At 56.7% G+C, this 16,652-nt stretch carries 16 protein-coding genes; 5 read left to right on the top strand and 11 right to left on the bottom strand.

Annotation, left to right across the window (positions count from 1 at the left end; all coding sequences use genetic code 11):
* From ABWO67_RS14165 to argE, 9 genes are all read right to left on the bottom strand, one after another.
* The coding region (locus tag ABWO67_RS14165) for a GTPase/DUF3482 domain-containing protein (protein WP_353152587.1) at window positions 1–1,415 on the bottom strand (1,415 nt) is incomplete at its 3' end.
* Entirely contained in the window at window positions 1,402–2,841 is a 1,440-nt protein-coding gene (locus ABWO67_RS14160) for a DUF2868 domain-containing protein (protein ID WP_353152585.1), read from the bottom strand. The genes ABWO67_RS14165 and ABWO67_RS14160, both read right to left, overlap by 14 nt.
* 16 nt (window positions 2,842–2,857) lie before the next feature.
* Complete coding sequence (locus ABWO67_RS14155) at window positions 2,858–3,226, bottom strand: YkvA family protein (protein ID WP_353152583.1); 369 nt, start codon at window positions 3,224–3,226, stop codon at window positions 2,858–2,860.
* 141 nt (window positions 3,227–3,367) lie between these two features.
* Window positions 3,368–3,616, bottom strand: coding sequence for a GlsB/YeaQ/YmgE family stress response membrane protein (locus ABWO67_RS14150; protein WP_353152581.1), 249 nt, complete (start codon window positions 3,614–3,616; stop codon window positions 3,368–3,370).
* A 197-nt stretch (window positions 3,617–3,813) separates the two neighbouring features.
* On the bottom strand, window positions 3,814–5,550 hold the full coding sequence (locus tag ABWO67_RS14145; RefSeq protein ID WP_353152579.1) for a dipeptide ABC transporter ATP-binding protein: 1,737 nt from the start codon (window positions 5,548–5,550) through the stop codon (window positions 3,814–3,816).
* A gap of 9 nt (window positions 5,551–5,559) precedes the next feature.
* On the bottom strand, window positions 5,560–6,477 hold the full coding sequence (locus ABWO67_RS14140) for an ABC transporter permease (RefSeq protein WP_353152577.1): 918 nt from the start codon (window positions 6,475–6,477) through the stop codon (window positions 5,560–5,562).
* Between the two features lie 11 nt (window positions 6,478–6,488).
* Window positions 6,489–7,460, bottom strand: a complete 972-nt coding sequence (locus ABWO67_RS14135) for an ABC transporter permease (protein WP_353152575.1) — start codon at window positions 7,458–7,460, stop codon at window positions 6,489–6,491.
* A gap of 90 nt (window positions 7,461–7,550) precedes the next feature.
* On the bottom strand, window positions 7,551–9,155 hold the full coding sequence (locus ABWO67_RS14130) for an ABC transporter substrate-binding protein (protein WP_353152573.1): 1,605 nt from the start codon (window positions 9,153–9,155) through the stop codon (window positions 7,551–7,553).
* 154 nt (window positions 9,156–9,309) lie between these two features.
* The gene (gene argE, locus ABWO67_RS14125) at window positions 9,310–10,458 is read right to left on the bottom strand and encodes an acetylornithine deacetylase (RefSeq protein ID WP_353152571.1); all 1,149 of its coding nucleotides are present in this window, start codon (window positions 10,456–10,458) and stop codon (window positions 9,310–9,312) included.
* Window positions 10,459–10,660: 202 nt separating this feature from the next.
* On the opposite strand from argE, the gene ABWO67_RS14120 reads away from it, so the two are divergent.
* Together ABWO67_RS14120 and thpR are read left to right on the top strand one after the other, a co-directional pair.
* The gene (locus ABWO67_RS14120; protein WP_353152569.1) at window positions 10,661–11,779 is read left to right on the top strand and encodes an NADH:flavin oxidoreductase/NADH oxidase; all 1,119 of its coding nucleotides are present in this window, start codon (window positions 10,661–10,663) and stop codon (window positions 11,777–11,779) included.
* A gap of 3 nt (window positions 11,780–11,782) precedes the next feature.
* Complete coding sequence (gene thpR / locus ABWO67_RS14115; protein WP_353152567.1) at window positions 11,783–12,367, top strand: RNA 2',3'-cyclic phosphodiesterase; 585 nt, start codon at window positions 11,783–11,785, stop codon at window positions 12,365–12,367.
* Between the two features lie 42 nt (window positions 12,368–12,409).
* Here the strand turns inward: thpR and ABWO67_RS14110 are convergent, their stop codons facing one another.
* The gene (locus tag ABWO67_RS14110; protein WP_353152565.1) at window positions 12,410–13,090 is read right to left on the bottom strand and encodes a nitroreductase; all 681 of its coding nucleotides are present in this window, start codon (window positions 13,088–13,090) and stop codon (window positions 12,410–12,412) included.
* 62 nt (window positions 13,091–13,152) lie between these two features.
* The gene (locus tag ABWO67_RS14105; RefSeq protein ID WP_353152563.1) at window positions 13,153–14,307 is read right to left on the bottom strand and encodes a CaiB/BaiF CoA transferase family protein; all 1,155 of its coding nucleotides are present in this window, start codon (window positions 14,305–14,307) and stop codon (window positions 13,153–13,155) included.
* Window positions 14,308–14,438: 131 nt separating this feature from the next.
* Here ABWO67_RS14105 and ABWO67_RS14100 point away from each other — a divergent pair, with 131 nt between their 5' ends.
* The 3 genes from ABWO67_RS14100 (at window position 14,439) to ABWO67_RS14090 (ending at window position 16,522) form a co-directional block, all read left to right on the top strand.
* On the top strand, window positions 14,439–14,930 hold the full coding sequence (locus tag ABWO67_RS14100; RefSeq protein WP_353152588.1) for a GFA family protein: 492 nt from the start codon (window positions 14,439–14,441) through the stop codon (window positions 14,928–14,930).
* 71 nt (window positions 14,931–15,001) lie between these two features.
* The gene (locus ABWO67_RS14095) at window positions 15,002–15,334 is read left to right on the top strand and encodes a hypothetical protein (RefSeq protein ID WP_353152561.1); all 333 of its coding nucleotides are present in this window, start codon (window positions 15,002–15,004) and stop codon (window positions 15,332–15,334) included.
* Between the two features lie 207 nt (window positions 15,335–15,541).
* Window positions 15,542–16,522 (top strand): tripartite tricarboxylate transporter substrate-binding protein, encoded by a 981-nt coding sequence (locus tag ABWO67_RS14090; protein WP_353152559.1) that lies wholly within the window; start codon window positions 15,542–15,544, stop codon window positions 16,520–16,522.
* Window positions 16,523–16,652 lie beyond the last annotated feature (130 nt).

The raw sequence follows: 16,652 nt of genomic DNA, 5'->3' as shown, positions 1-16,652 counted from the left end.
GTCGCCTGGGCAAGCTTGGCTGAAAGTGCGCGTATAACCTGTTCGCGCCTGGGGTTCGCGGCATGATGGGCGTCCAGGCTGGACCACTGAGGCTGGCTGCGCGCTTCAAGCAATTCGTCGGGAAGTTTTTTGCTGCGCCAGGCATCGATTGCTGTATTGTTTTCCTGCCTGGCCGTTTCGGCATCCAGACCCGTTTCCAGTTTTATCGGGCTTTGCGCTGCGTGTCCGCGCTGTTCCAGGGCCGCTACCAACGCCAATTGTCGAATGGCAAGCAGGCGCAGCACAGGGTCGTCCACGCTCAATTCCTGGTAGCCCTTCAAGCGGCCCAATACACGCCTTCCCAATTTGTCGGCGCCTTGCCAAAGGCCGCCGGCCGCTGCGCCCAGCAATGTTGCCGTGCCCAGGCTGATGCCGGCCGTAAATACATCCAGCGTTGCGCCAGCCATGGCGCCCGCCGCCATGCCTTTGGTGACATGAATGCCTACGTCTTTGAGGGCCTGGGGATGAAATAAATCCATGCCCCAACGCTCGCCTTCCAGGGGTAGCGTGTGGGCGGCAAAGTCGCGTATGTGGAAGTTATAGCGTTTCAGCAAGGCATGCACACACAGGTTTTCCCTGGACCTCACGGTTTTTCGTAAGGCCTGCGTGGACCTTGCCAGTGCCTCTTCGCCGGGGTCGCTGGTTATATGCCAGGCCGCCACATCCACCAGCAGTTCGGCGATCAGGCGCATGGCGTCTTGGCGGCGAATATCGCGTTGCTGCGCCACGTCAGCCTTCAAGGCTTGCAGTAGCGCTGCATGCTGGTCCATCAAGACAGCCAGTTTGTCGTATAACTGCGCTTCGCCGTCAAGCGCGGGCGCAATGGTGTTGAATTCCACGATGGCATGCAAGCCTAGCCGCGCCAGCGCTTCGCGCCATTCGGCAAGGCGCTGGTCGGGGCTATGGGTAAAGTTCAATATCGGCAGCAGCGGATGGCCGCAGTTTGCAAGGATGGTGAGCTCGTCTTTATGCTTGCCCAATACCGGGTCGCGCACATCGACCACATAAAGGCCGGCGTCACAATCCAGCAGCTTGTTCAGTACGCGCGCTTCCTGTTCGAAACGGCGTTTGCTTTCAGGGCTTTGCAGGAAGCGGCGGATGCGTTCGGGGCCGTCGATACGTTCTTCCGGCTTTGCCAGCTGGTCGAAGTAATCCAGCAGAGCTACGCCATCTTCCATGCCCGGTGTGTCGTACAGTTCGACAACGACCACGCCATCCACCAGCAAATGCGCACCTTCAACATGACGGGTGGTGCCGGGGCTGTCTTCCACGACGCCAAAACCTGAGTCGCGCGTGAGCGTGCGCAATAACGATGTCTTGCCGGTGTTCGTGTGCCCTACAACCGCCAGGCGCAGTGCTTTTTCATGGCTGGGCATGCGCATCCTTGATGATGGAATGGTCGGATCCGGTTTCGGCAAGCCAGCCTAGTGCAGATGCCAGGCCGACGTGCACTTGTTCAGCGTTGAACCCGGCGCTATCGAGGCGGGCTTGCCATGCCGAGGTTCGCGTATCGTAAGGAGGGCTGGCAGCCTGATGTGTATGCAAGGCGACATGCGCCTCGCCTGCCAGGCTGCCCAGGTCCGCCAACAGGGCGATGGTGCCGCGGTCAGGGGTTTGCTGCGCGTCGCAGACCATTAATAACTGCTTCGGCGTGTGATGCGCAAGACGATCCAGCAGTTCTTTGCGCTGCGCCCGCGTGTCAATAATGCCAAGGTCTACGGCATTGGCCGGCAGGCCGGCAGGCGGCCATGGCGTATCGGGAGCCAATTCTATGCCGACCAGTAAGGGCTGATTGTGTTCGTAGCTTGGGTGGCTGTGGGATTGGATTTGGGCCTGGAACCCTGGGGTGGCTGGAGAGTCGATGCCGGTTTTTTCGCTGACCGGTGCAAGTCGGTTGCGCAGTTCCGCGTAGCCTGGCAGATTTTCGTCCAGGTCGATTGCCGCCAGGTTTTTCCTGGCCAGGATCAGGCCAAGCGCCAGGCATAGTGCGCGAGGCAATAGCCCATATGCGACGATGCAGCCTATCAGCCAGCTGGACCATAGCGCTTGTGCAGACTCTGGCAGTGCTTGAAGCCCGTTGCTGGCCCGCACGACGGCCTCCGGCGGAACGGCAAAACCCAGGACGGAAGGCAGCCAGCCCAGGAAGGCCGTCAGCGACACGAAAGTATCAGCCGATAAAAGGGTGGTTTCCCAGTTGAAGCCATAACGGCGCGCCGACAGTACAGCCAGCAGGGTCAGCAGCATACTGAGCAGTGCCGTGGTCCATAGGCCATGGCTGATTGTGCCCAGCACCCAGCGCAAGGCGTTATTACGTCCAAGAACCTCGATGAAGGCCCGTGGGGCTAGGGCGGCATCGGGTCCGCGCGCCAGTTTGCGTGTCAGCCATAGCCAGAACTCGCCTAGCCAGGTTCCATTGCTGTTCGGTATGGCGAAGCTGATCAGCCAGAACACGAAGGCCAGCGAGTTCAGCCCGAGCATGGCGACCAGCGCCAGAAGGACATTGACCGATCGGCTGCCGTCGCCCAATGCGCCCAAGGCGGTGGCGGCACCGGCCAATATGGCCGCCAGCAACATACCGAGCAAAGCCAGTTTCGAGCCTCGTGTCCATTTTTCGATCAGCAGGTCAATCTTTTCGCGGCGCCCAAGCAGCAGGGCGCGCCACAGCACTTTTTGTGAGAATCCGCGTCCTTGTGCGCGAGCTTGGCGCACTTCGCTGGCGTCTTCCAATGGACCCCATAGCGCTTCACGCAGTCGCAGCGTTTCCGCCAGCCAGTAACTGGTAAAGGTTGGCGTCGCGGCCATGCCTGCTTTGTGTTCCTCAGGCATCCGTATAAGCGTTAGCAGCGGGCTTGTTGAACCATTGGTCCAGCTTCTGGTGGGCTTGTTCCTTGACCTGCGGGGTGATGTAGAAAGCGACCGTGGCAAGCGCGGCCGCCATCACGCTAAGGTCATCCGTATAGCCGATGAGCGGGGCCAGGTCGGGAATGGCGTCCAGCGGAAAAATAAAGTAGCCCAATGCGCCGTAAATAATGCGCTTGGCCCATTTGGGCGTGTTGGCGTCTTGCGTGGCGTAGTACAAGTACAACGCCTTTTCCAATACTGAACGGCCGGCGGACTGGGCCAGCGGCCCCAGTTTTTGCCAGAAGCGGTGTGGCGTGTATTCGGTTTGGTAGCGAGAATTATCCATAAAGCCTCCGGGCAACGGGGATAAGCGTATAGCGCATTGTAACGACCGTATTGATGCCTTCAGCAAAAAAGGGCATCCGATGTGTCGGAATGCCCCAGGACTGCCCGCTTTCCCCGGCCGTGTTATGAGACCGGGCGGATATCAGCTTTTTTTAGCAATCATGCCGTAAATAAACAGCACGATAATGGCGCCTACGATAGATCCGATCCAGCCCGCGCCTTGGCCAGGCTGGTAAAAGCCCAAAGCGCCCCCCAGGTAGCCAGCCACGACGGAACCAATAATCCCCAGAATGATGGTGAGGATAATGCCTAGTTTCTGATCGCCGGGCATGATTGCTCGCGCAAGCAGACCCACGATAAAGCCAACTACGATCATGCTGATAATGCCCATGGCGATGTTTATCCTTTAAAAATAGAAGGGTAATGTGGCAATTGCCGCATTGATCGCCAGGCTCGATTGCCGCCTGGTTGCATTAATCATAGGGATGCGAGGACAGCACGTCTAGCTTGCCCCCATTATTTAAACAACGAAAACGTAAACAATTGTGAAAACGTGCCGCTGATGCGACAACCGTTTATACAGTGGGACTACGCCGGTTGCACCTCCAGACCTTCGCGGGACAGGAAGTCCAGGCTGGGCATGAGCGATAGCAGATGCTTGCTGTACTCGTGTTTAGGCTCGGAAAACAAGGCTTCGGTGTCCGCCACTTCCAGCAATTCGCCATGGCGCATTACGCCGACCCTGTCGCACATTTGTCGGATGACGGGCAGGTCGTGGCTGATGAACAACATAGTCAAGCCCAGCGTTTCCTGCAGGTCTTTCAGCAGGTTAAGAATTTGCGCCTGTATGGATACATCCAGCGCTGAAGTTGGTTCGTCGCAAATCAGGAACCGCGGCCGCGTTGCCAACGCACGGGCAATGCAGATGCGCTGGCGCTGACCGCCAGAGAACTCATGCGGAAATCGCGTCAAGGCCTGGTTGCCTAGTCCGACATAATCCAGCAAGCCACGCACGATCTGGCGCACGCTTTTTTCCGACGTGGCAATTTTGTGAAAACGTATCGGTTCGGCCACGATGTCCAGAATGCGCATGCGCGGGTTCAATGACGAAAACGGATCCTGGAACACCATTTGAATCTGGCGCCGGAAAGCATTCATCATCTTGGCATCGTTAAGCTGCGTAATATTGACATCATTGAATGTGACCGAGCCGCTACTGGTTTGATACAGACCGGCAATAAGGCGGGCTATTGTGGACTTGCCCGAGCCGGATTCGCCGACCAGGCCAAATACCTCGCCTTCCTTGATGGAGAAACTGACATTCTTCACTGCATCAAGCGTGACGCGGTTTTGCTTGAGGAAGGCATTTTTCAATATGAACCGCATACCCAGGTTCTCGACCTGCAGTAACGGCTTGCCCGATCGCGCGCCGTCGTTGCGTTGCTGGCCAAGCCACGCGGTGGCAACGGCCAAGTCGTCTTTCTGCGATGGCTCCAGAACGTCTTCGATATAGGTGACCATGGGAAACCGCCGCAGCTTGATGTCGGATCGAGGCACGGCCGATATCAGGCTCTTGGTGTACAGATGCGTAGGGCTGCTTAACAAGGCCTTGGTTGGGCCTTCTTCCACGAGTTTGCCGCGATACAGTACCGCTACCCTGTCGGTCACTTCCGCGATCACACCCATGTCATGCGTAATCAGGATCATGCCGACTTGTTTTTCTTTGCACAGCTTGCGCAAAAGATCCAGGATTTGCGCTTGTATGGAGACATCCAGCGCTGTGGTGGGTTCGTCGGCAATGATGACTTCAGGCTCGCAACATAATGCCAGCGCGATCACGACACGTTGGCGCATGCCGCCCGAAAACTGATGCGGGTATTGCTGCAAGCGCATCTCGGGGTCGGAAATGCCTACGCTCTCCAATAGGTCGATAGCGCGTGCGTGCGCTTGCTGTTGGTTTAGATGCAGATGAACCTGCATGGTTTCTTCCAACTGGCTGCCAATAGTTTGCAGCGGATCCAGCGAGGTAAGCGGATCCTGGAATATCATCCCGATGCGGCGTCCCCGCACTTTGCGAAACGCGCTCGGAGAAAGCTGATCGATACGTTCTCCATTCAATAGCACTTGGCCGCCCGTCATTTTCCCTGGCGGCTCCAGCAGGCCGATAACGGCGTTGCCTATGGTCGACTTGCCGGCGCCCGATTCGCCCACCACACCGAGTATTTCGCCTTTTTCCAGCGCCAGGCTGACGCCTTGAATGGCCACCACATTGCCGCGCCGGCTGGAAAATTCAATGCGTAGATTTTCAATATCCAATAATGCCATATGCGTGCCTTAGCGAAGCTTGGGATTGAGCGCATCGCGCAGCCAATCGCCCAGCAAATTAACCGATAGGGCCAGCAGTACCAGTGCAATACCCGGAAAAATGGAAATCCACCAATCGCCCGAAAACAGATAGCTGTTTCCGATACGGATCAGGGTTCCCAGCGAGGGTGTGGTGGGCGGGATGCCCACGCCAAGGAAAGACAAGGTTGCCTCGGTGATGATGGCGACCGCCAAATGTATCGTTGCAATCACCAGCACCGGCCCCAGGACATTAGGCAGGATATGCCGGCGCAGCACCATGAACGGCCGCATGCCGATCAGGCGGGCGGCTTGCACGTATTCCTTGTTGCGCTCGACCATGGTGGCGCCGCGCACGGTGCGCGCATATTGCACCCAGCCCGAAATGCCGATGGCGAAGATCAGTACATACAGCGAAAGACTGTCTTGCGAATCTCGCGGCAGCAGGCCGCGGGCGATGCCATCGACCAGCAGGGCAATAAGAATGGCGGGGAAAGACAGCTGTACGTCGGCAATCCGCATGATGATGCTGTCGACGCGTCCGCCAACGTAACCGCTGATCAGGCCTAGCGACACGCCGATGACCAGCGAAAACAGCACCGATGCAAAGCCCACCAGTAATGAAATACGCGAGCCATACAAAATGGCCGAAAGCATATCGCGTCCCTGGTCGTCGGTGCCCAGCAAGAAGCGTGCATCGCCATTGGGGTTCCATATCGGCGCGATGTTGGCGTCCAGCAGATCCAGCGTTGCCAGGTCAAATGGGTTGTGCGGCGCAATCAGCGGCGCGCACAGCGCGCCCCCAATCAGCAGCAAGGCCACGATAGCTGAAATGATCGCGCTGGGAGAGCGGCTGAAGCTATAGAAAATATCGCTGTTGTAAGCGCGGGAGATAATGTTTTGGGCCATTTTTAGACCTTCTAGCTTTTTTGTACGCGCAGTCTTGGATCGACTGCGAAATACAATAAATCGACAATAAGATTAATGATCACAAAAAAGAAAGCGATCAATAACAAGTAGGCTGCCATGACGGGAATGTCGACCGCGCCGATCGACTGGATGAACAGCAGGCCCATGCCTGGCCATTGGAAAACCGTTTCGGTGATGATGGAAAAGGCAATGATGGAGCCAAGCTGCAGTCCCGTAATGGTAATCACGGGAACCAGCGTATTCTTGAGCGCATGGCGGAAGTTGATCATGCGCTCGGGCAAGCCTCGGGCCCGGGCGAATTTGATGAAATCCGTTTGCATGACCTCCAGCATTTCGGCGCGTACCAGGCGCATGATCAGCGTCATTTGGAACAAGGCCAGCGTGAAGGCCGGCATAATCAGCGACAACCAGCCGCTTTTGGTCAGGAATCCCGTAGACCACCAGCCCAGTTGCACTACATCTCCGCGCCCAAAGCTGGGCAGCCAGCGCAACATGACGCCGAAAAACAAAATCATCAGGATGCCGATCAGGAACGTGGGCAGCGAGATGCCGATCAGCGATATGGTCATGAAGGTGCGCGACAGCACGCCGTTGCGTTTCAGCGCAGTGTAAATCCCCATGGGAATGCCAAGGAACAAGGCCATCAACGCGGATACCAAGGTCAGTTCCAGCGTGGCTGGAAGACGGCTTTCAATGAGTTCGCTGACGGGCCGGCGCTGGCGGTATGACACGCCAAAGTCGCCTTGCACCACCTTGCCGATAAAGCGGGCGTATTGCACCAGGAATGGGTCGTCCAGCCCCAGTTGCTTGCGCAGCTCGGCGCGTTGTTCCAGCGTTGTGTCCTGACCCACCATGTTATTGATCGGGTCGCCAACATAGCGAAACATGGAAAAGGCAATAAGCCCCACCGTGAGCATCACAAAAATCGACTGAAAAATCCGTCGTGCAATGAAATTGAGCATGTAAATACGCCGTTAGGTATGAAGCCGGACAACAGCCGGCCGGCCGCGAGTCAATTACGTGGCTCGCGGCCGTTATTGCCGTCTAGGCGTTTAAGGCATGACGACGTTGCGGATATCCAGCACGTCGTCCGCACGCTGGGCTAGCTTGATGCCTTTTTTAATGCCCCATGACATAGGCTGCTGGTGCAAAGGCAGGTAGCCATAATCGTTGTGCAGCATGGTGAATGCTTCCTTGATCATGGCGTTGCGCTTGGCCTGGTCGGTTTCGACATCGATCTTGGCGGTCAGGGCATCGATTTCTTTGTTGCAATAGCCGCCCAAGTTGAATTGGCCCGCTGCTGTCTTGGAGTCCCGGCACGACACCAGGTTGGTCAAGGCATTTGCCGCATCGATGGAACTTGGCGTCCAGCCCAGCATGTACATGCTGGTGTTGTTGCCCGCTTGCAGCAAGATTTTGGCAAAGTACTTGGACTTGGTCTGCGCCAGCAAGTCGATCTTGATGCCTACACGCGCCAGCATGCTTGCCACTGCTTGGCAAACCTTTTCGTCGTTGACGTATCGGTCGTTCGGGCAGTCCATCTGCACGCTGAATCCGTCGGGGTAGCCGGCTTCAGCCAACAGCTTCTTGGCTTTTTCTACGTCTGGCTTGTAGGGGGCGCCAAAGGACTCGTCATAGCCGTTGATTTTGTCGGCGATCAGTGTGCCTAGCGGCTTGGCCGCACCGCGCATGATCTTCTGATTGATGACATTGGTGTCTACGGCAAGGTCTACGGCCTGGCGTACACGCTTGTCTTTGAATGGGTTCTTGCCCTTGATATTGGAGAACAACAGCTCGTCGCGATGTTGATCCATCCCGATGAAGACCGCCCGGGCTTCAGGCTCGTTCATGACCTCGACATTGGGCTCTTTTTCCAGGCGTGGCCAGTCTTGCACAGGTACGGGTATGACGATGTCCATTTCCCCGGAAATCAGCGCGGCGACACGGGTCGATTCCTGTGAAATTGGCTGGAAGACAATGTCGGTGACATTGGTGGCCATGTTCTTGTTCCAGTATCCGTCAAAGCGCTTCAGCGTGGTTTTTACATCGGGCTGACGGTCTACGACAACAAATGGGCCTGTTCCGTTTTCGTGCAGGTTGGCGTAATTGCTTTCACCGCCTTTAACGTTGGTGGCCTCGGTGGCTTTGTTTTTTTCCGCCCATGTTTTGCTCATCATGTACAGAAAGGTCCAGTCGCGCGGCAAAATCGGGTTCGGTGTTGGCGTCGTGACCTCTACCGTGTGGTCGTCAATTTTCTTGATGTCGCTGGCCTTGGCCGCATAGCCTTTCATATCGGAACCTGGCGTCTGGCCGCGTTTCCAGGAAAAGATCACATCGTCGGCGGTAAAGGGGCTGCCGTCATGGAATTTGACCCCTTTGCGCAGGTGGAAAACCCATTTTGTAGGTTCCGGGTTTTCCCATTTTTCAGCCAGTAACGGCACCAGTTTCAAGTCTTTGTCGTAGCCGGTCAGCGTTTCGTAGAACCAGCTTTGAAACCCTAGCGTAAAGGTTTCATTCAGCGCCATGGGATCTAGCGACATCATGTCGCCTTGATATGACCAGCGCAACGTCTTGGCGTCCACCGATTGCGACAAGCCTACGCTTAACGCTAACGTTGCAGCAATGGCGGTATGTTTTATAAGGTGTTTGAATTTCATTGGTGTCTCCTGCCCTTGTATTGTTTAGGGTCGCCCTGATGGGGCGCCTGTTCTACGGCATAGTCGGGAACGCGCTATGTAGGCGCGATTCCGGCGGTGATTGCATGAATGAAGTGCGGCTCCTTGTATTCATATGGCGGACGGTGTTGGTGAATTATCTTGCTAATTGATCTGTAATGTCTTCCAGGAATGCTTCGCAGGCGCTGATTTGCGAGATATCGATATATTCGTTGGGTTGATGTGCCTGGTCGATCGAGCCAGGGCCGCAAAGCACGACTGAAAAACCGCGTTCCTGGAACTGGCCAGCTTCCGCGGCATAGGGCACCACGTCTCCGTGCGAGTGCCCGCACAGACCGAAAACCAACTCTTGCGCGACGCCGCCCTGGTCTTGCAGCGGCGGGGCATCGGCCATGATCTCGGTGGTGATCGACGCGGCGGGCGCAATGGCTTGCATGGCGGGAAGCAGCGTATTGACGTAATCCTGGAAACGGTTCAGGTATTGGCGCCAATCGTCGCCGGGCAATGTACGGATGTCCCACACGAAAGTACATTCGCGCGAGATGATATTAAGCGCTGTGCCCCCATGCACGACACCTACGTGCAGGGTGGTGTAGGGCGGCTCAAAGCGGCAGTTGGGGTCGGTAGCGGCTTTGTTTTCAGCCATCATGTCGTCGATGAAGCTGATTAGCTTGGCGCCGATCATGACTGCGCTGACACCGCGCTGCACCTGGCTGGAATGCGCTTCATGGCCAATGATGGTGGTGCGCAGGGCGGCAATGCCTTTATGTGCCACGATAGGGCGCATGCTGGTGGGTTCGCCAACAATGACGGCGCTGGGTTTGGCGATGTCGGTAACCAGGCGGTCTATCATTGATGGCGCGCCAAAACAGCCGATTTCCTCGTCATAGCTTAGGGCAAAATGGATGGGGCGTTTAAGGCCTTTTTCCAGCATATCGGGCACCATCGCCAGCGCGATCGCTGAAAAGGCTTTCATGTCGCAGGTGCCGCGGCCATATAGCCGGCCATCTTTTTGGGCGATGGTGAAAGGGTCGGTATCCCACGGCTGACCGTCAACCGGCACAACGTCGGTATGGCCAGATAAGACTATGCCGCCTTCCACATTCGGGCCTACGGTAGCGAACAGATTGGCCTTGGTCCCTTCGGGATTGGCGACCAGATGGCTTTGCACACCATAGCCGGCCAAGTAATCGCGAATGTAGTGGATGAGATCCAGATTCGAGTTGCGCGAGACGGTATCGAAACCGACTAGCTTGGTGATCATATCCAGGGACTGAGGTTTCACTGCGTGTATCTCCGGTGATTGCTGCGGACAAGGTATCGATAGGACCGCGTAGCTGCTGATCTTAGCGAAGCGGTACTATGCAGGTCAATGATTCTGCCTTGGGGTATGCCCGGGGTTAGCGCACTTTCAGTGCTAAGCTGCCTCATTCAATTTCCGATCCGCTATGGCGCGAGCAAGTAATGCGCTGATATAAGGAGAACCGATGCCTGACCTTTTCGACCCTATCAAGCTGCGTGGCCTGACGCTCGCAAATCGCATTGTTATTTCCCCCATGTGCCAATATTCCGCGGTCGACGGCAACGCCACAGACTGGCATAAGGCGCATCTGTCCAGCCTGGCCTTGGGCGGAGCCGGATTATTGTGTGTCGAGGCCACGGCTGTGTCCCCCGAGGGCAGGATCACGCCCGGTTGCCTGGGGCTGTGGAATGATGACAACGAAGCGGCTTTGGCGAAAGTCGTCAAGACCGTGAAGGCTACCTCGTCGACCAAACTGGCGATTCAGCTAGGGCACGCCGGCCGTAAGGCATCCAGTGCTGCGCCCTGGGATGGCGGCCAACTGATTACCTTGGAAAATGGCGGCTGGAAGCCAGTGGCCCCGTCAGCAATCCCGCATAAAGATAACGAACCTGCGCCGCAAGCCATGACGGCCGATACCTTGTTACGTATCAAAGAGGAGTTTGTCGACGCCGCTCAGCGCGCCGTACGACTGGGTTTCGATGCGATAGAGCTGCACGCCGCGCATGGTTATTTGCTGCATCAGTTTCTGTCACCCATTGCTAACCAGCGCACCGACGACTACGGCGGCAGCCAAGAGAACCGTATGCGCTTTCCGCTGGCTGTTTTCCGGGCGGTACGTGCTGTTTTACCGGAGGGCATGCCCCTGGGCGTGCGGGTATCGGCGACTGATTGGGTCGATGGCGGGCCCAGTTGGACGCCCGAGCAGACGGTTGCTTTCGGACATAAGCTCAAGGCGCTGGGTGCCGACTGGATCGACGTCTCCAGCGGCGGCGTCTCGCCCAAGCAGCAAATTCCTGTCGGGCCAGGGTATCAGGTGCACCTGGCCGATATGCTCAAGCGTGATGTTGGCTTACCCACAATGGCCGTGGGCCTGATCACTACGGCGCAGCAGGCCCAGCAAATCGTGGAGCAAGGACAGGCGGACATGATTGCGCTGGGGCGCGCCGCGCTTTATGACCCGCGTTGGGCGTGGCACGCTGCGGCCGAGCTTGATCGGCAAGTGGACGGCCCGCCGCAGTATTGGCGTTCGTTGCCCTCGGGCAAGAATCGGGTATTTGGCGATACGACGTTTGGCATGCGGTAAACGATGAACGCCAGTCTTGATGTTCCCGCGCCTGCCGAATTCTACGAAGGCCGCAAGGCCTTACGACTGTTTTTCGCATTGTGGCCATCAGCGGAGTCCGCAAGCCAAATCAGCGAATGGGCGTTTGATGCGCACGCTCTGTGCGGCGGCCGTATCATGCGGACCGAAACACTGCACCTGACGCTGGCGTTCCTGGGCAGCACCTCGGCAGATCAGGCAAAACAGTTGGCTCAGGCCGCTGCGGACTGGGCCATCCCGACAGGCACGCTAGTGCTCAGGCGGTTTGGCCGATTTTCCGGGCCTCGCGTGGTGTGGGCTGGCCCCTTGGATGCTGAAGAAGACCCCCTGCCATGGCTCGCTGACGCCTACGACACGCTTTGGGGGCATTTGGAATCGCGGGGGTGGCAGCGGCCGGCTTCCGGATTCCGCCCACATGTGTCGTTATTGCGCAAGGCTGGGCCGCGCGAACTCGATGCCTTGCAAAGGGCGCCTCTTGCATGGACCCCGCAGCGATGTCTGCTGGTGGCCTCGACACCCACCGATCAAGGCTCGGCTTATCAGGTATTGGCCAGCTTGCCTTTGCATTGACACACTGTGCGGCCCCTATGCGGGCCGGCTAATGCATAGGAGCTATTCGTGGAACACCACGAATTGTTCCAGGCCGATACGAGGGGGGCGATAGGTATTGGCCAGGCATTCCGGATCTTCGTAGCCCATGGATATCCCGCACACGACTACTTCGTTGTCATCGATTTGCAGGTGGTGTTTTACCGTTGCCGGGAAGTTGGCCAGGGCGGCCTGCGGGCAGGAATGGAGCCCGTGCGCCCGCGCGGCAATCATGATGCTTTGCAGGAACATGCCGTAATCCAGCCAGCTGCCTTTGCCCAAATCGTTGTCGATGGTGAAGACGAGCACGGTCGGCGCATCGAAAAACTCGTAATTGCGCGCATGCTGTTTTGACGAGGATTCCTGGTCGCCTTTCTTGATGCCCAGCGTGCCGTACAAGCCCCAACCGGTTTCGCGCCGCCGTTCGATATAGGGGCTGCGCCACTCTGTAGGGTAGTACTCGTATTCGCGGGCTTCGGATTTTTTGTCGTAGTGGGCCTGGACTAATGCGTTGGACAGGGTGTCGCGCGTGTCGCCTTCGACTACATGCACTTTCCATGGCTGGATATTGCTTCCGCTGGGCGCGTAGGACGCCGTCGACAATATACGGCTCAGTAGCGCCCTGTCGATAGGTTTAGGCAGAAATCCGCGCACGCTGCGCCGGGATTCTATGGCCTGGGTAATAAGCTCGCTATTCTCATTCATCGTCGTTTCTATTCCTTAATGGCGTTGCTGCCGGGGTTGCTAGATCGCTTAGGGTGTCGCAGTTACGGTTTATTTTGCCCTGTTTGTGTATGCGAGAGCCACTTTTCGATTTGTTCGCCGCTCATGCCCCAGTTGGACAGTGCGGCAGGCACGTCGTGGTCGGCGGGCTTAGGCGGCGTGGGCGTTGCCGCAGGCGTTACGCTGAATCGCGGCGCCGGCGCAGGCTGAACGATGCCGTCTACGTCGATAAAAGTCTTGCGCGCCATGTTGTGGGCATGGCGGGGGGCCTCTTCCATGGAAAGCACCGGGGCGACGCAGGCGTCGGTGCCATCGAAATGCGCGACCCATTCAGCTTGCGGTCGAGTCTTGAGCGCGCTTGCGATGCTGGCTCGCATCTTCTCTTGCCCTGCCTGGCCATTGTCGAATTCAGCGGCATCCAAGCCCAAGCGCTTGAAGAATATGGCGCGGAATTTTTCTTCTATGGGGGCGACCGCCAGATATTTGCCATCGGCGCATTCATAAGTGTCATAGTAAGGCGCGCCGGAATCCAGGATGTTCGTACCGCGTTCGGTCGAATGCAATGATCCAGCATGCAGCCCGAAAAATGATGTCATCAGGGACGCAGCGCCGTCTACCATCGCAGCGTCCACGACTTGACCCAGGCCGGTGGTTCGGGCCGACAAGATGGCTGATACCAGTCCGAATGCCAGGTACAGCGAGCCGCCGCCATAGTCGCCGACCAGGTTCAATGGGGGTGTGGGCGCCTGACCTTTGCGGCCAATGGCATGTAATGCGCCCGTCAAGGCAATATAGTTCAGGTCGTGGCCAGCCATCTTGGCATAGGGCCCATCCTGCCCCCAGCCAGTCATGCGTCCGTAAACCAGCCCGGGATTGATTTTGGCAAAGGCTTCGGGTCCTAGCCCCAGCTTTTCCATCGTTCCAGGGCGAAAGCCTTCGATAATGGCGTCGGCATCCTTGGCAAGTTCCATGGCAAAAGCGATGCCTTCCGCGGATTTCAGATCCACCGTAATGCTGTGACGATTTCTTAATACCAAGTTGTACTTAAGCGGACGCTTCATCCCTGCGGTTGGTGGGCCTGCCTTATCCAGCCGCAATACCGTGGCGCCCAGGTCGGCCAGCAGCATCGCGCACATGGGGGCGGGGCCGATACCCGCAAACTCAATCACTTTTACGCCTGCTAAGGGGCCTGCTGTCAAAATGTCACCTCCGGTTCGTGTCAGTAGTACAGTTGCTTGATGGTTATTTCAGACCGAGGTTGCCTCAAAGACGTGAGCAACACAAGAGGCATCGTCGTGTACCGTACGCTGGATATTAAAGGAGACTCATGATGCAACTAGAAGGTTCGTGCCATTGCGGCGCCGTGACGTTTTCGGTTTCAAGCACCGCGCCTTATCCCTACCAACGTTGTTATTGTTCCATTTGCCGTAAAACGCAGGGCGGAGGCGGTTATGCCATTAACCTGGCAGGCGATGCTGAAACGATGAAGGTCAAGGGCAGCGCCAGCGTGTCGGTGTACCACGCCAGGTTGCAAGACCCAGACCAGAAAACCACCCACGCCAGTACGGCAGAGCGTCATTTTTGCAAGCGCTGCGGAAGCGCTTTATGGCTGTTTAGCCCCGAGTGGCCCGAGCTTATCCACCCATTTGCTTCAGCCATCGATACGCCGTTGCCCGTCCCGCCCGAGCGCACGCACTTGATGCTGGGGTCGAAAGCAGCGTGGGTCGAGGTCGAGGCAGGCCCTCGCGACAAGTTCTTCGACGTCTATCCCGAAGAATCCATTGCCGAATGGCACGAGCGGTTGGGGTTGACGTCGACCTAGGCTCCTGGGGTTTTATGGCCATCATCCTGGTGATAGACTGGCTCTAACGATCACCCCATACAGGAATTTTCATGGCGGCTTTTCTTCCGGTGCTAAAAGTGGCGCTTCCCTACATAACGCAAATCGTTACGGCAACCTTGCCCATGTTCACGGCGAAGTCTGCTGAAGGCAAGGCGGATGAGGTTATTCCCAAGCAAATTCGCGAACTTCAGTCGGCAGTGACCCAGAATGCGGAGTCCGTCAAGGGATTGGCGTTGCAGCTCAAAGAAACAATCGAAGGCCTTGATGCGGCAGCAATCAGGCTGCAGAAGGAAATAGTATTTCTCCGACGGCTTGCCATAGCCTCGGTGGTTATTGCCGCAGGGGCGGTGGGCGTGGCTGTGTGGGCCGTGGCGAGTCAATAGACCTGTATTGCATAATTGCTTAGTGGTTAGGACGTCGCAGTTTCACTTTTAATAAGACGCTCTTTGGAAAAGCTGAATTGCTGTAATTCGCCAAGACATGAACAATGATCGGCATTGCTATCAAATGCTGTCATATTGCTGCAGTACGCAGTCTCATATATGCAAACGTAGCAAGCCCTAGAAAACGACATCAGCGACAGAGACCTTATGACTTTATCGAAATCCTTGGCCTTTACACTTTCAGCTCTTTCCATGGCGTTCGCTGGTGCAAGCCATGCCGCCGATTACCCGACCCGGGCAATATCCTTGGTTGTGCCCTTTGCCGCAGGTGGGCCCACAGACGTGGTTGCCCGTACCCTTGGGGTGGAAATGGGCAAAATATTGGGCCAGCCTGTTGTCATCGAAAACAAGCTGGGTGCCGGCGGCACGGTGGCAGCCAATCACGTGGCCACGTCCAAACCCGACGGATATACCTATTTTATTCACCACAATGGCATGGCTACTGCTACTGCCTTGTATCCCAATCTTAAGTACGATCCTCTGCAAAGTTTTGAGTACATTGGCGAGGTCGTCGATGTTCCCATGACAGTGCTGGCCAGCAAGAATTTCCCGCCCAACACCATGCAGGAATTCATTGACTACGCAAAAAAGAATGGCGACAAGATCAATCTGGCTAATGCTGGTCCGGGCGCCGTTTCCCAGCTTTGCGGATCCTTGTTGCAACAAGCTTTAGGCGTCAAATTTACGACTATCCCTTATCAGGGGACAGCACCTGCCATGTCTGCGCTGCTGGGCAATCAGGTTGATGTCTTGTGCGATCAAACCACGCAAACCATTCCGCACATCGCCGCAAAAAGCGTCAAGTTCTATGGCGTGACTACGCAGAATCGCATACAGAAGCTGCCGGATGCGCCGACGCTTGATGAACAAGGCCTGAAAGGCTTTGAAGTTAAGGTATGGCACGGAATCTACGCTCCCAAGGGCACGCCGCCCGAAGCCCTCGCCAAGTTCAATGAGGCCCTGAAGACCGCCCTTAAATCGCCTGCTTTCACAGAGAGAATGGCAGCGCTAGGTGCTGAAATCGTCAGTGAAGAAAGGCAAACCCCGGAGTCTCTACATAAATGGGTGAAGTCTGAAATTGAAAAATGGACACCCATTCTTAAGGCTGAAGGGATGAGCGTCAGCTAAGTACTGACGTAGCCGCGGTATTACAGGCCTAGGCAGTAATACCGCGCTTGCGGCTGAGTGCTGCGAGTCCTTTATTCCTCTTTCATGCCGGCCGCCTTGACGACCTCGCCAAGGCGGGCGCGTTCCGTAT

It is taken from the genome of Pollutimonas bauzanensis (assembly GCF_040393045.1).
Lineage (GTDB): Bacteria > Pseudomonadota > Gammaproteobacteria > Burkholderiales > Burkholderiaceae_B > Pollutimonas > Pollutimonas bauzanensis_A.
The sequence above is the reverse complement of the archived record's forward strand: the minus strand, read 5'-3'. Positions and strand labels throughout refer to the sequence as shown.